We start from the raw sequence: 13789 nt of genomic DNA on the forward strand, positions 1-13789 counted from the left end.
CCGCCCCTGAGTTCATGCACAGTCACGTTGCACCTCCAGATCGGGGATGTCGTGCAGATGCGCCTGGAACCAGGCGATGGTGCGGCGCAGGCCGTCGTCCAGCGCCACCCGCGGCTCCCAGCCAAGCTCGCGCCGCGCCAGGCCGATGTCCGGGCAGCGCCGGGTCGGGTCGTCCTTGGGCATCGGGCGGCGCACGATGCGCGAGGACGAGCCGGTCAGCGCCAGAATCCGCTGCGCCAGTTCGGCCACGGTGACTTCGTGCGGATTGCCCAGGTTGATCGGTCCGGTGCAGCCGCGCGGGCTGCGCATCAGTCGCACGATGCCCTCGACCAGATCGGAGACGTAGCAGAACGAGCGGGTCTGGCTGCCGTCGCCGTACAGCGTCAGCGGCTGCTCGCGCAGCGCCTGCACGATCAGGTTGGACACCACGCGGCCGTCGTCGTTGCGCATGCGCGGCCCGTAGGTGTTGAAGATGCGACCGACCTTGATGTCGGTGGCGTACAGCCGGTGGTAGTCGAAGAACGCCGCCTCGGCGCAGCGCTTGCCCTCGTCGTAGCACGCACGCGGACCGATCGGGCTCACTGCACCGCGGTAGTCCTCGCGCTGCGGATGCACCTCCGGCTCGCCGTAGACCTCGCTGGTGGACGCCTGGAAGATGGTCGCACCGTTGCTGCGCGCCACCTCCAGCAGATTGATCGCGCCTTCCAGGCAGGTCTGCAGGGTATGCAGCGGACGCGCCTGGTAATGCACCGGCGAGGCGCAGCAGGCCAGATTGAACACCCAGTCCGCCTTGGCCTGGTACGGCTGCACCACGTCATGGGCGACGAAACGGAAGCGCGGCCGCCCCAGCAGGTGCGCGAGATTGTCCAGCGAGCCGGTCAGCAGGTTGTCCAGCGCGGTGACGTCGTAGCCGTCGTCGAGCAGGCGCTCGCACAGATGCGCACCGACGAAGCCGGCACCGCCGGCGACCAGCGCGCGCGGTGGCGCGTGGGTGGTAGGGGAAGCAATTGCGCCATCCATCATCGACTCCTCGCAGAGGCCTGGCGTCATCGCCTGGCGTGGGAGGAAGCAGCGCAAATCGCGTGCCAAGTGTGCGCACGCACGCGATGGGCCTGCAGTGCGCGGCGGCACGGTCGCAACACCGTGCGTTCTGTGACCACGACATAAGCCACATGTGCACGCGCGTGTCGGCGTGACGTGAAGTCATGGCAGCGCATGCAGGCGCGGAGGAAAAATTTGCCGATGTGCGCGAGGAGCTTGCGCGCGACGCAGCGACCGCGTTTTCCTGCCGCCCTCTTCGGCGTAAGATCGGCCCCGAAGAGGCGACGTGCAGCATCGTCGGGCACAGACACAGAGAGAGCACTGCAGCATGGAATGCGAGAGTGGCAGCACGTCGAATGCGAACCGCGCCTGTGCACGGCGGCGGCGCGCGCTCTCCCCTGGCAACGACAGGCCGGTTCGCCGCGGTCGCGCGCGGCGGTACCGAACGTCCCCAGCATCCAGCAGCGCCGACGGCAGCGTCCACGTTCCCCAGGCCGCAGGCGCTGCGCACCCGATACAGCGACGCGCGCCGTGAGTGTGCTGTCCGATTTCGAGGCCTTGTCGCGCGCCACCGGCATGGTGCTGCCGCCGCTGCTGCGCACGCTGCTCGACACCGGCGATACCAGCTATTTCCCGCACTGGTGCGATGCGTGGAAGCACCCCGACCAGCCGCGGGTCGTGCCCTTCCTCAGCTGGTGGGACTACGAGTGGATCGACGCCGCGGAGAGCAGACGCAACATCGACGAGTGGCTGCACCCGCAGGCGCAGGGCGGCAGGAGCTTCCTGCCGTTCGCACAATCGGGCGCAGGCGACCTCTATTGCCTGGTGGCGGATGCCGCCGGATCCATCGGCGTCGCACTGGCGTGGCACGACAACGACGCATGCCGGATCGGATACCGCACGTTCGACGACTTCGTGTACGCCCGCTACCTGGAAACGCTCAGCGACGCCAGCCATCTGATCGACGAGGCCGGCGACCTGACCGCCGACCTCGTTGCCGCCGATATCCGCTGCGTGAGCCGCTTCATGGACCCGCAGCGCGGCGAGCAGCTTCGCCAGCTGTGCCAACGTCCGCTGGCGCTACGCGCATTTCGCCCCGGACCCAGGGCCGGCGTGCAGCACGTCCCCGCCTTCATCTCGCAAGAGGAGCTGGAGCTGCATCTGACCGCGCTTGCCGCGCCATCGGCCCCCTTCAGCCTCACACCGCGTTGGGAGATGCGCCGGCCCGATGCCGTTGCCGTCGTGGCACCGCCGCCTCCGCAGTGGCGCGATCTGGCGAAAGACCCGGGGCGCCGGATGCAGGCGATCCGCACCTATCAGCGACACCACGCCTGCACGCTGCAGGAGGCGAAACGGGCGATCGACGGGTTCCTCGCCGCGGCGCACGAACGCTGAGCCCGGACCGACAGCCCGCATCGACGGCGCATTCCGAATGGCCCTGCCTCCAGGCTGCGTGCCGCATTGCCCATGCAGAAACCGCGGGCATGAAAAAAGGGCCTGCGGCCCTTTTTTCGACGTTCCGCCTACATGCGGCGGACTGTCGTTACAAGCGAATTTGGAGCGGGAAACGAGACTCGAACTCGCGACCTCAACCTTGGCAAGGTTGCGCTCTACCAACTGAGCTATTCCCGCTTGAGGCCGCGAATTCTACCGGGACCACGCAGCCTGTCAACCGTTGCCTTCGATTTTTTTCGCGTTCTTTTCCGCCATCGCCGCACGCTCGTCGTCGCGCAGGCTCGGCCAGGCCGCATGCAGGTACTGGATGCCCGACAACAGGGTCAGGATCGACGCGATCGCCAGGGTCCAGTCGCCGACGTGGAAGATGAACAAGCCCATCCACACGCTCTCCGGCGGCGAGCCGTCGGGCATCACCGAGTACAGCAGGCACAGCAGCGCCACCATCTGCGCGGTGGTCTTGATCTTGCCGATCATCGCCACCCGCACCTTGGCGCGCTGGCCGATCTCGGCCATCCATTCGCGCAGCGCCGACACCGCGATCTCGCGGCCGACGATCACCGCCGCCCAGAACGCCATCCAAGGCGTCGGATGGCCCTGCACGATCAGGAACAGCGCCACCGCCACCATCAGCTTGTCGGCCACCGGATCCAGGAACGCGCCGAACGCGGAGTACTGGTGGTAGCGCCGCGCCACCCAGCCGTCCAGCCAGTCGGTGAACGCGGCCAGGCCGAAGATCGCCGCCGAGGCGAAGTTGGTCCAGGTGTACGGCAGATAGAACACCAGCACCAGCACGGGGATCATCACGATCCGCAGCAGCGTGAGCCAGGTGGGGATGGTCAACTTCATTGCGCTGCTCTACTCGCCTGCCGGATCGGGCACCGGCAGTCCGTGCAGGTTAGCGTAGATTCGTGCGGCCAGTGCGTCATTGATGCCTTCCACCCGCGCGATCTCGGCCTCGCCGGCGGCCTTGAGACCGGCCAGCCCGCCGAAATGCTTGAGCAGGCTGGCGCGGCGGCGCGGGCCGATGCCCGGGATGTCCTCCAGCTTGCTGGTCATGCGCGCCTTCTGGCGGCGCCCGCGGTGGCCGGTGATGGCGAAGCGGTGCGCCTCGTCGCGCACCTGCTGGATGAACTGCAGCGCCGGCGACGCCGCGCCCGGCCGCAGTTCGCGCCCGTCCGGCATCACCAGGGTCTCGTGGCCGGCGCGGCGCTCGGCGCCCTTGGCCACGCCGATCAGCAGCACCCCGTCCACGCCCAGGTCGGCCAGTGCGCCGGTGGCCTGCGCCAGCTGGCCGGCACCGCCGTCGATCAGCAGCACGTCCGGCAGCACCACATCGCCCTTCTCGCCTTCGGCGGCGCGGCGGAAGCGGCGCTCGATCGCCTGGCGCATCGCCGCGTAGTCGTCGCCCGGCTCGATGCCGCTGATGTTGTAGCGCCGGTACTGGCTGCGCACCGGGCCGCTGGCGTCGAACACCACGCACGAGGCCACCGTGGCCTCGCCCATGGTGTGGCTGATGTCGAAGCATTCCACCCGCTTGACCGGCTCGGCCAGGCCGAGCATCTCGCGCAGCGCCTCGCTGCGCGCATGCTGGGCGTTGCGGCTGGTCAGCTCGGTGACCAGGGTGGCCTGGGCGTTGCGGCTGGCCAGCTCCAGGTAGCCGGCGCGCTCGCCGCGCACGTTCCACTTCAGCTGCACCTTGCGCTCGGCGGCCGAACTCAGCGCCGCCTCGATCAGCTCGGCCTCGGGAATCTCGCGGTCCAGCAGCACCTCGCGCGGCGGCGCGTGCTCGACGTAGTACTGCGACACGAACGCACCCAGCACCTCGGCGGCGCTGTCCTCGCCGTTGGTCTTGGGGAAGAACGCGCGCGTGCCGAGATTGCGGCCGTCGCGGAACGCCAGCAGCAGCACGCAGGCGTTGGCGCCCTGGGTGGCGCAGGCCAGCACGTCGAGGTCGGCGGCGCGGCCGTCCACGTATTGCCGGCTCTGCATGCTGCGCAGCGAGCCAAGCAGATCGCGCAGGCGCGCGGCGCGCTCGAACTCCAGGCGTTCGCTGGCGGCCTGCATCGCCTGCACCAGTTCCTCGCCGAGCTGGTCGCTGCGCCCTTCCAGGAACAGCGTGGAGCGGCGCACCGCCTCGGCGTACTCGTCGGCCGCCACCAGCGCCACGCACGGCGCGCTGCAGCGGCCGATCTGGTACTGCAGGCACGGCCGCGAACGGTTGCGGAACACGCTGTCCTCGCAACTGCGCAGCTTGAACAGCTTGTGCATCAGGTTCAGCGTCTCGCGCACCGCGGTGACACCGGGATACGGCCCGAAGTAGCGCCCGGGCACCGCGCGCGGGCCACGGTGCAGGGTGATCCGCGGCCACTCCTCGCGGGTCAACAACACGTAGGGATAGCTCTTGTCGTCGCGCAGCGACACGTTGTAGCGCGGCGACAGCGACTTGATCAGCTGGTTTTCCAGCAGCAGCGCCTCGCCCTCGCTGCGGGTGACGGTGACGTCCATGCGCGCCACCTGCGCCAGCATGGCCATGGTCCGCGCATTCTTCGGCGAGCCGCTGAAATAGCTGGACACGCGCTTGCGCAGCGCACCGGCCTTGCCGACGTAGAGCAGGGTGTCGTCCGCGGCGTACATGCGGTAGACGCCGGGCGCGGTACTGAGGTTGGCGGCAAAGGCCTTGCCGTCGAACGGGGGCAATTCAGGGGTGCTCATTCGCCGATCGCGACGTCGTGCAGTTCGCCGCTGGCGATGTCGTAGCGCAGCACCGCATGCGCGTCTGTCTCGGCGATCCACACCGTGCCGGCGCTGACCGCCAATCCGCCCGGGCCATGCAGGCGCCGCGGCAAGGCCGCGGTGGACAATTCGCCGCCGCCCAGGCGCAGGCTGCGCAGGCTGCCGTTGCCGCTGTCGGCGATCCACAGCAGCGGCGCGTCCGGGCTCAGCGCGATCGCCTGCGGGAACTGCAGGCGGGCGCGGCTGCGCGGCCCGTCCTCGTCGCCGAAATCCCAGGGCCCCTGGCCGCCGAGCAAGGTCTGCACCAGGTCGCCGCGCAACTGCATCGAGCGCACCGCCGAGCCCAGCGCATCGCACACGTACAGCACCTGCTGCACCGCGGCCAGGCTGCACGGCTGCGCGAACGCGGCCAGGTGGCCGCTGCCGTCGCGCAGTTCCAGCGCGCCTGCGCCGGCGCGCCAACGCAGGCTGCGGCTGCCCAGGTCGTAGCTCCAGATGCGGTTGTCGCCGGCCATCGCCAGGTGCACCTGGTTGTCGGCGATCACCACGTCCTGCGGGTGGTTCAGCGGCGCCAGCAGCGGTTGCTCCACCGGGCCTTCGACCGGCTCGCCGGCGCGGCCGTTGCCGCACAGCGTGTCGACCTGGCCAGTGAGCAGGTTGATCCGGCGCAGCGCGTGGTTGCCGGTGTCGGCCACGTACAGCACGCCGCGCTCCAGGGCCAGCCCGCGCGGGCGGTGGAACGCCGCCTCGCCGATCGCGCCGTCGATGAAGTCCGCGGTGCCGATGCCGAACTGGCGCAGCACGCGGCCGCTGGTGCTGCATTCGAGGATGCGGTGATGGCCGCTGTCGGCGACGTACAGGCGATCCTCGGCCACCGCCAGGCCGGTCGGGAAGCGCAGCGGCAGGCGCGGCTCCGGGTGGGTCTCGCGCGCGTCGCGCAGGTCCTCGTCCAGCGGCAGCGGCTGCCCGGCGCAGAGCGCATGCAGCGCCTTGTCCAGTTCCGCGCCGCCGATCCCGACCAGGCGCTCGCGCTCCACCCCGCCGGCGTCGATCAGCACCAGGGTCGGCCAGGCCTGGACGCCGAAGCGCTGCCAGGCGGCCCAATCGGCATCGAGCAGCATCGGCGCGGACACGCCCTGGCTGCGCAGCAGCTTCAGCGCCCGCTGCGGCTCGCGCTCGCTGTCGAAGCGCGGCACCTGCACCACGATGACCTGCAGCCGTCCGGGATTGCGCGCCTGCCACTGGCCGAGTTCGGCCAGGCGTTGCGCGCACCAGACCGAGGCGGCGTTGACGAAGGCCAGCACCAGCGCCCGGCCCTGCAGATCGCGCAGGCGAATGGGATCGGCGTTGAGCCAGGCGCCGGACGCGGGGAGTTCCAGGGCGGCGATGGAATTCATCGGCCGATTATGCCGGAGCCGAGGTCGGCGGACAGTCGTGCCACGCTGCCGGCGGCGGCTTCGTCTACCAGTTGCCAGACCTGCTCGAACTGGGCGCTGCCGCCGGTGTACGGATCCGGGATCTCGCGATGGCCGTGCACCCCGGCCCAAGGCAGCCACAGCGCCACGCGCTCGTGCGCCGCCGCCGGGGCGCGCTGGCGCACGTCGCGGAGGTTGGCCGCATCGGCGCACAGGATCCAGTCGAACTCGGCAAAGTCGCGGTCGCGCAGTTGCCGGGCGCGCAGGCCGGCGATGTCCACGTCATGGGCGGCGGCGCAGGCGACCGCGCGCCGATCCGGCGGCTCGCCGCGGTGCCAGTCGCCGGTGCCGGCCGAGTCGACCTCCACCACATCCGCCAGCGGCGAGCGCTGCAGGTGGTGGCGCAGCGCGCCCTCGGCCATCGGCGAACGGCAGATGTTGCCCAGGCACACCAGCAGCAGCTTCATGCCTGCCCCTGCAGGTAGGCCTCGGCGCGCGCCAGGTCCTCGGGCGTGTCCACGCCCGGCGGAAACGGCGCCGGCGACAACGCCACCGCGATGCGGAAGCCGGCTTCCAGCACCCGCAACTGCTCCAACGACTCGATCCGCTCCAGCGTGCCCGGGGGCATCGCCGCGAACCGGCGCAGGAAGCCGGCGCGATAGGCGTAGATGCCGATATGCCGCAGCCACGGGCCGGGCAGCGGCAACTGCGCCTGCGAGGCGGCGAAGGCATCGCGGTGCCAGGGGATCGGCGCGCGGCTGAAGTACAGCGCATCGCCATCGGCGCGGCGCACCAGCTTGACCACGTTGGGATCGAACAGGTGCTCGGCCGCGTCCACCGGTGTGCCCAGGGTCGCCATCTCGGCGCCGCTGTCGGCCAGGGCCTGGGCCACCGCGACGATGCCGGCGACCGGCGCGAACGGCTCGTCGCCCTGCAGGTTGACCACCAGGGTCGCATCGTCCCAGCCGGCGATGTCGGCGCACTCGGCCAGGCGGTCGGTGCCCGAGGCGTGGTCGCTGGAGGTCGTGGCCACGTGCACGCCGTCCAGGTCGGCCACCGCGGCGGCAATGCGCGCATCGTCGGCGGCCACCCACACCTGCGTGGCACCGGCGGCGAGCGCACGCCGCGCCACGTGGCGGACCAGCGGCTCGCCACCGAGCGCACGCAAGGGCTTGCCCGGCAGCCGCGAGGCGGCGTAGCGGGCCGGGATGGCGACGACGAACGGCGGGACGGCGGCGCTCATGCCGCCACCGCGCTGGCGGCTGGAACGTCGATGGCGGCGGCAGGCGGGTGCGGGAACGGGGCGAATCCGGCCATGAATTGATCTTTCTCCGTCAATTATTGAGAATAGTTCGCATTCGCCACTCGACGACCGGACTGTCCCAGCACGCGTGCCGCTGCGACAGCCTCTGGCGGGACGACGGCGTTGCCTTCCGCCCATTCTATAGACCCCACCGATGAACCTCCCCGCCCGTTCGCTGCGACCCGCTGCGCCGCCCTCCTCCGCCACCACGCGCCACGCGCTGTGCCTGGCCATCGCCGCACTGCTGCTGCCGGCCGCGGCCGGCGCCGCCGAGCCCGACGCCAGCGCGGCCGACGCCCTGGCGACCGGCGACCGGCAACCCACCGAGTTGGAGAAGCTGGATGTGGTCGCGCAGCGCAAGGACGGCTACACCCCGCCGCCCAGCGCCACCGGCACCGGCCTGGTGCTGAGTCCGCTGGAGACGCCGCAATCGGTGAGCAGCATCGGCCGCGAGCAGATGGACGACTTCGGCCTGCGCAACGCCAACGACGTACTGGCCCTGGCCACCGGCGTCAACGTGGAGAAGATCGAGACCGACCGCACCTACTACACCGCGCGCGGCTTCGACATCATCAATTTCCAGGTCGACGGGCTGGGCCTGCCGTTCACCAACGGCGGCGCCGAGGGCGACCTGGACACGGCGATGTACGAGCGCGTGGAGGTGCTGCGCGGCGCCAACGGCCTGCTGTCCTCGACCGGCAACCCGTCGGCGACGATCAACTTCGTGCGCAAGCGCCCGACCCAGGACCTGCAGGGAAGCGTCGGCGTCACCGCCGGCAGCTGGGACATGCGGCGGCTGGACGCGGACCTGTCGGGCAAGCTCAACCACAGCGGCAGCGTGCACGGGCGCATCGTCGCCACCGGCCAGGACGGCGACAGCTACCTGGACCGCTACTCGCTGAAGAAGCGCAGCGTCTACGGCATCGTCGAGGCAGACCTGAGCGACAGCACCCTGCTCAGCGCGGGCGCCAGCTACCAGAAGAACGAACCCCACGGCGGCATGTGGGGCGCCCTGCCCCTGTACTACAGCGACGGCAGCGCCACCCACTATGCGCGCTCGACCAGCACCTCGGCCGATTGGTCGTACTGGAACAGCACCGACAAGCGCGCATTCGTGGAACTGCAGCAGGCGCTGGGTGGCGGCTGGCAGCTCAAGGCCGCGCTGAACTACCGCAAGCTGGAGTCGGACGGCAACCTGTTCTACGCCTACGGCACGCCCGAGCGCGCCACCGGGCTGGGGCTGTACTCCTATCCCTCGCGCTACTTCAGCCACGAAACCCAGAAGTACGCCGACCTCTACGCCAGCGGCCCGTTCGTGCTGGGCGGACGCGAGCACGAACTGGTGGCCGGCGTGAAGTGGGCCGGCATCGACGTCTCGCAGGTCTCCACCTACCCCGATTCCAGCGACACCAGCGCCTGGTTCGCCCTGCCCAGCCTGGAGAACTGGAGCGGCGACATCGCCCTGCCGGCGTTCACCACCGCGCCGACCGGCGCCGCGTTCGACATGATCCGCCGCAGCGCCTACGCCACCGCGCGCTGGAACCTGAGCGATACGCTGAAGCTGATCACCGGCGTCAACCACACCCGGATCGAGAGCAGCGGCCAGAACTACGGCGTGCAGCACGTCTACGACGCCAGCAAGACCACCCCGTTCGTCGGCGCGGTGTACACCTTCGATCCGAACTACGCGCTGTACGCCAGCTATGCGGAGATCTTCAATCCGCAGACCGAACTGGACCGCAACCTGCGGGTGCTGGACCCGATCACCGGCAGCAACGCCGAACTGGGCATCAAGGGCCAGTGGCTGCAGCAGCGGGTCAATGCCTCGTTCGCCATTTTCCGCGCCAAGCAGGACAACACCGCCGAAGCCGATGCCTACGTCGGCACGCTGCAGACCTACAAGCCGGTGGACGCCACCTCCACCGGCTTCGAGTTCGACATCGCCGGCCGGCTCGGCGAACACTGGCAGCTCAATGCCGGCTACACCCAACTGAGCCTCAAGGACGACGCCGGCAACAACGTGCGCACCTACGTGCCGCGCCGCACCTTCAAGCTCGCCAGCACCTACACCGTGCCGCAGTGGGAAGCGCTGAAGCTGGGCGCGACGCTGACCTGGCAAAGCGACATCTCCCGCGACCAGCAGGCCGTGGACACCAGCGGCAATGAGATTTTCACCCGACAGGACAGCTACGCGCTGCTCGGGCTGATGGCGCACTACGACTTCACCCCGCAGTTCAGCGCCACGCTCAACGTCTACAACGTCACCGACCGCAAGTACATCAACAGCCTGTACTGGGCGCAGGGCTACTACGGCGCCCAACGCAACACCGCGCTGTCGCTGACATACAGGTTCTAATGCGGTTCGCCGACGCAACGCGGCGCTCAAGGCGTGGGCTGCGACGAGGGGCGCAGCAGGCCCGAGCGCTGCGCTGCCTGCGTACCGCCAAGCACCTCTCGGAAGCGTCTTGAGCCCAGTAGGAGCGGCTTCAGCCGCGATGGGCTTTACCGGTAACGCCCCATCGCGGCTGAAGCCGCTCCTACGGGAGACGCTGGATCCGGCGCGATTGCGGCGGAAACAGCCGATGCGCGGCGCGCCGCTAGTCGCCGGACTCGCCGGCGCGGCCGCGCAGCTTGTCCAGCCGGTCCAGCAGGCCGATCCAGAACGCCGCCGGCAGCTCGGCGACCAGCGGCACGCTGAAGCACCAGTCGTTGACGAAGGCGGCGCACTTGACCGCGTCCTTCTCGGTCATCAGCACCGGCAGTTCGCTGCCGAAGGCCAGGTCCGCGGCGCGGTACTGGTGGTGGTCGGGAAAGGCATGCGGGACCACGCCGATGCCCTGCGCGCGCAGCATGTCGAAGAAGCGCTGCGGGTGGGCGATGCCGGCCACGGCATGCACGCGCTGGCCGGCGAAACTGCGCAGCGGCCGCGCGCGCCCACCGCGCAGCGGCTGAGCGCTGTCGATGCGCAGGCGCATCGCCCATTCGCCGAAGCCGGCTTCGAGCGCGCCGCTGTCGCTGGCCTGGCCCAGGTTGATGACCCGGAAATCGCATTCATTGCCGCGTGCCACCGGCTCGCGCAGCGGCCCGGCCGGCAGCAGGCGGCCGTTGCCATAGCGGCGCTGGCCGTCCACCACCTCGATCTCGATGTCGCGCTGCAGGCGGTAATGCTGCAGGCCGTCGTCGCAGACCACGATGTCGCAGCCGGCCTGCAGCAGCGCGCGCGCCGCGGCGACGCGGTCGCGGTCCACCCGCACCGGCACGCCGGTCTTGCGCGCGATCAGCACCGGCTCGTCGCCGCCCTGCTCGGCCGAGGTGCCCGGCTCGATCCAGCGCGGCTCCTGCGGTTGGCTGCGGCCGTAGCCGCGGCTGGCCACGCCCGGGCTCCAGCCGGCGTCGCGCAGGCGTTGCACCAGGGCGATGGTCAGCGGCGTCTTGCCGGTGCCGCCGGCGGTGAGATTGCCCACCACCACCACCGGCGCGGCGATGCTGTGGCGCTTGCGCCAGCCGCGCCGGTACAGCGCGCGGCGCAGCGCGATCGCCGCCGCGTACAGCGGGGTCAGCACGCGCGCGTGCAGCGGCGGCGCGCCCGTGCCGTACCAATAGGCGGGAGTGTGCGGCCCGCGCTCGCTCATCCGTACTGCCTTTCGCGGAACTGCATGCTGTGCAGGTGCGCATACACCCCGCCCAGCGCCAGCAACTCGTGGTGGGTACCACGCTCGACGATGCGGCCGTGGTCCATCACCAGCACCTGGTCGGCATGTTCGATGGTCGACAGCCGGTGCGCGATGACCAGCGTGGTGCGGTCGGGCATCAGCCGGTGCAAGGCATCCTGCACCAGCCGCTCGGATTCGTTGTCCAGCGCCGCGGTGGCCTCGTCGAGGATCAGGATCGGCGCGTCCTTGAGCATCGCGCGGGCGATCGCCAGGCGCTGGCGCTGGCCACCGGACAGGCGCCCGCCCTTGGCCCCGACCTGCGCCTGCAGGCCGTCCGGCAGGTGCTCGACGAACTCCATCGCGTTGGCATCGGCGATCGCCTGCTGCAGTTGCGCCGGGCCGGCCTCGCGCATCTCGCCATAGGCGACGTTCTCGGCGATGCTGCCGTCGAACAGCATCACCTGCTGGCCGACCAGGGCGATCTGCCGGCGCAGATCCTCCAGGCGGTATTCCTGCAGCGGATGGCCGTCGAGCAGGATCTGCCCGGACTGCGGGTCGTAGAAGCGCGGGATCAGCTTGACCAGGCTCGACTTGCCGCTGCCGGAGCGGCCGACGATGGCGGTGACGGTGCCGGGTTCGGCGACGAAGCTGACCTCGGCCAGCGCCGGCCGCGCCTGCCCCGGATACGCGGCGGTGACCTCGCGGAACTCGATCCGGCCCTGCGCGCGCTCGATGTGGCGGGTACCGCTGTCCTGTTCCTCCGGCGCATCCAGCACCACGAACAGCCGCTGCGCCGAGGCGACGCCCCGCTGCAGCATGTTCTGCACGTTGGTGAGGTTCTTCAGCGCCGGGATGATCGCCATCATCGCGGTCATCAGCGAGACGAACTCGCCGGCGGTCAGGCGCCCCGCCAATGCTTCGTGGCCGGCGATCAGCAGCAGCGCAGCCAGGCCGATCGCACCCAGCAACTGCACCGCGGCCGAGGAGATGCCGCGGGTGGATTCGACCTTCATCGCCAGGTGCAGGTTGGTGTCCGCCAGGTGCTGGTAGCGCTCCATCTCGCTGGCGCGCGCGCCGTAGACCTTGACCTCCTGGTTGCCGGACAGGGCCTGCTCGGCGGACTGCATCAGCTCGGCGTTGCTCTCCTGGATGCGGTGGCTGACCCGCCGGTAGCGCTTGGCCACGCGGTCCATCACCCATGCCAGCGGCGGCGCCACCAGCAGGATGGTCACGGTCACCGTCCAGCTGTACCACAGCATCACCGCCAGCGCGCCGACGATCTGCAGGGTCTGCTGCACCATCACCTTCATCGCGTCGACCGCGGCCTGCGCCACCTGCTCGCTGTCCGAGCCCAGCCGCACCAGCATCGAGGCCACCGGCTCTGCATCGAAGCGGCTGCCCGGCAGGCGCAGATACTTGTCCAGCACGTTGACCCGGAAATCGCGGGAGATGCTCCGCGCCGCGCGCCCCATCGACATGTCGGTGACGTAGCCTGCGATACCGCGCAGCACGAACAGGCCGACGATCTGCAACGGCAGCCACATCGCCACCTCGCGGTTGCGGGCGATGAAGGTCTCGTCGGTGATCGGCTTCATCAGCGCCAGGAAGCCGGAGCCGGCCAGCGCCTCCAGCAGCGCGCCGACCGCGGCGATCAGCAGCAGACCGCGGTAGCCGCCGGCATACGACAACAGGCGGCGATAGGTCCGCCAGGGGGAATCCTGGACGGGCACGTCGGTGGGTACATTCACTTGGAGCTTCCGTCCCTGTTGACTTCGGGGGCAGTGGCGATGGCGATGCGGCGGAACCCGAGCTGGCCCAGCGCGTCCTGCGCGGTGACCACCGCCTGGTACGGCGTGCGCGCGTCGGCGCGCAGCAGCACCGGCTGCTCGCGGTCGTCGCCGGCGACCTGGGCGATGCTGCGCTTGACCGACTCCACGTCGGTGCGCAGCACTTCCTGGTCGTTGATGAAGTAATGCCCGTCGGCGTTGATCAGCACGCTCAGCGCGCGCGCCGGCGGCGGCGCATTGCGGTCGCTGGCGTTGGGCAGCTGCAATTGCAGCGTCGAACGCGCATCGAAGGTGGTGGTCACGACGAAGAAGATGATCAGCACCAGGATGACGTCGATCAGCGGCACCAGGTCGATGTGCGGCTCGTCCTGGCCACGGTCGTCGCGGATCCGCACCGGC

General features: G+C 70.1%; 11 protein-coding genes and 1 tRNA gene. 2 read left to right on the top strand and 10 right to left on the bottom strand.

The window, feature by feature from the left end; all coding sequences use genetic code 11:
* Positions 1 to 12 precede the first annotated feature (12 nt).
* Positions 13 to 1020 (bottom strand): UDP-glucuronic acid decarboxylase family protein, encoded by a 1008-nt coding sequence (locus tag PIQ37_RS11335; RefSeq protein WP_267096632.1) that lies wholly within the window; start codon positions 1018 to 1020, stop codon positions 13 to 15.
* A 552-nt stretch (positions 1021 to 1572) separates the two neighbouring features.
* On the opposite strand from PIQ37_RS11335, the gene PIQ37_RS11340 reads away from it, so the two are divergent.
* On the top strand, positions 1573 to 2436 hold the full coding sequence (locus PIQ37_RS11340) for an SMI1/KNR4 family protein (protein WP_342073549.1): 864 nt from the start codon (positions 1573 to 1575) through the stop codon (positions 2434 to 2436).
* 161 nt (positions 2437 to 2597) lie between these two features.
* On the opposite strand, the gene PIQ37_RS11345 is transcribed toward PIQ37_RS11340, so the two are convergent.
* The 6 genes from PIQ37_RS11345 to kdsB all read right to left on the bottom strand — a co-directional run bounded on the left by PIQ37_RS11345 (position 2598) and on the right by kdsB (position 7890).
* A tRNA-Gly gene (locus tag PIQ37_RS11345) sits at positions 2598 to 2673 on the bottom strand.
* A gap of 36 nt (positions 2674 to 2709) precedes the next feature.
* On the bottom strand, positions 2710 to 3345 hold the full coding sequence (pgsA, locus tag PIQ37_RS11350) for a CDP-diacylglycerol--glycerol-3-phosphate 3-phosphatidyltransferase (protein ID WP_017912639.1): 636 nt from the start codon (positions 3343 to 3345) through the stop codon (positions 2710 to 2712).
* A gap of 9 nt (positions 3346 to 3354) precedes the next feature.
* On the bottom strand, positions 3355 to 5211 hold the full coding sequence (gene uvrC / locus PIQ37_RS11355) for an excinuclease ABC subunit UvrC (protein WP_342073550.1): 1857 nt from the start codon (positions 5209 to 5211) through the stop codon (positions 3355 to 3357).
* Positions 5208 to 6629, bottom strand: coding sequence for a hypothetical protein (locus tag PIQ37_RS11360; protein WP_342073551.1), 1422 nt, complete (start codon positions 6627 to 6629; stop codon positions 5208 to 5210). The genes uvrC and PIQ37_RS11360 overlap by 4 nt, the downstream gene beginning before the upstream one ends.
* Entirely contained in the window at positions 6626 to 7114 is a 489-nt protein-coding gene (locus PIQ37_RS11365) for a low molecular weight protein-tyrosine-phosphatase (RefSeq protein WP_342073552.1), read from the bottom strand. The genes PIQ37_RS11360 and PIQ37_RS11365 overlap by 4 nt, the downstream gene beginning before the upstream one ends.
* Positions 7111 to 7890 (bottom strand): 3-deoxy-manno-octulosonate cytidylyltransferase, encoded by a 780-nt coding sequence (kdsB, locus tag PIQ37_RS11370; protein ID WP_342073553.1) that lies wholly within the window; start codon positions 7888 to 7890, stop codon positions 7111 to 7113. The genes PIQ37_RS11365 and kdsB overlap by 4 nt, the downstream gene beginning before the upstream one ends.
* A 214-nt stretch (positions 7891 to 8104) precedes the next feature.
* On the opposite strand from kdsB, the gene PIQ37_RS11375 reads away from it, so the two are divergent.
* Positions 8105 to 10306, top strand: a complete 2202-nt coding sequence (locus tag PIQ37_RS11375; protein ID WP_342073554.1) for a TonB-dependent siderophore receptor — start codon at positions 8105 to 8107, stop codon at positions 10304 to 10306.
* Between the two features lie 241 nt (positions 10307 to 10547).
* Here the strand turns inward: PIQ37_RS11375 and lpxK are convergent, their stop codons facing one another.
* Genes lpxK through PIQ37_RS11390 form a run of 3 tightly spaced genes read right to left on the bottom strand, consistent with a single transcriptional unit; the run spans position 10548 to position 13785 of the window.
* Positions 10548 to 11582: a tetraacyldisaccharide 4'-kinase gene (gene lpxK / locus PIQ37_RS11380; protein ID WP_342073555.1), complete on the bottom strand. Its 1035-nt coding sequence runs from the start codon at positions 11580 to 11582 to the stop codon at positions 10548 to 10550.
* Complete coding sequence (gene msbA, locus PIQ37_RS11385) at positions 11579 to 13351, bottom strand: lipid A export permease/ATP-binding protein MsbA (protein ID WP_342073556.1); 1773 nt, start codon at positions 13349 to 13351, stop codon at positions 11579 to 11581. The genes lpxK and msbA overlap by 4 nt, the downstream gene beginning before the upstream one ends.
* Complete coding sequence (locus tag PIQ37_RS11390) at positions 13348 to 13785, bottom strand: ExbD/TolR family protein (protein ID WP_010342642.1); 438 nt, start codon at positions 13783 to 13785, stop codon at positions 13348 to 13350. The genes msbA and PIQ37_RS11390 overlap by 4 nt, the downstream gene beginning before the upstream one ends.
* Between the last annotated feature and the right edge of the window lie 4 nt (positions 13786 to 13789).

Origin of the sequence: Xanthomonas protegens, assembly GCF_038442435.1 — a bacterium.
Taxonomy (GTDB): domain Bacteria; phylum Pseudomonadota; class Gammaproteobacteria; order Xanthomonadales; family Xanthomonadaceae; genus Xanthomonas_A; species Xanthomonas_A sontii.

Coding starts and splice junctions, on each gene's coding strand:
- PIQ37_RS11335 (WP_267096632.1), bottom strand. CDS start 1,020: ATGGATGGCGCAATTGCTTCCCCTACCACCCACGCGCCACCGCGCGCG.
- pgsA (WP_017912639.1), bottom strand. CDS start 3,345: ATGAAGTTGACCATCCCCACCTGGCTCACGCTGCTGCGGATCGTGATG.
- uvrC (WP_342073550.1), bottom strand. CDS start 5,211: ATGAGCACCCCTGAATTGCCCCCGTTCGACGGCAAGGCCTTTGCCGCC.
- PIQ37_RS11360 (WP_342073551.1), bottom strand. CDS start 6,629: ATGAATTCCATCGCCGCCCTGGAACTCCCCGCGTCCGGCGCCTGGCTC.
- PIQ37_RS11365 (WP_342073552.1), bottom strand. CDS start 7,114: ATGAAGCTGCTGCTGGTGTGCCTGGGCAACATCTGCCGTTCGCCGATG.
- kdsB (WP_342073553.1), bottom strand. CDS start 7,890: ATGAGCGCCGCCGTCCCGCCGTTCGTCGTCGCCATCCCGGCCCGCTAC.
- PIQ37_RS11375 (WP_342073554.1), top strand. CDS start 8,105: ATGAACCTCCCCGCCCGTTCGCTGCGACCCGCTGCGCCGCCCTCCTCC.
- lpxK (WP_342073555.1), bottom strand. CDS start 11,582: ATGAGCGAGCGCGGGCCGCACACTCCCGCCTATTGGTACGGCACGGGC.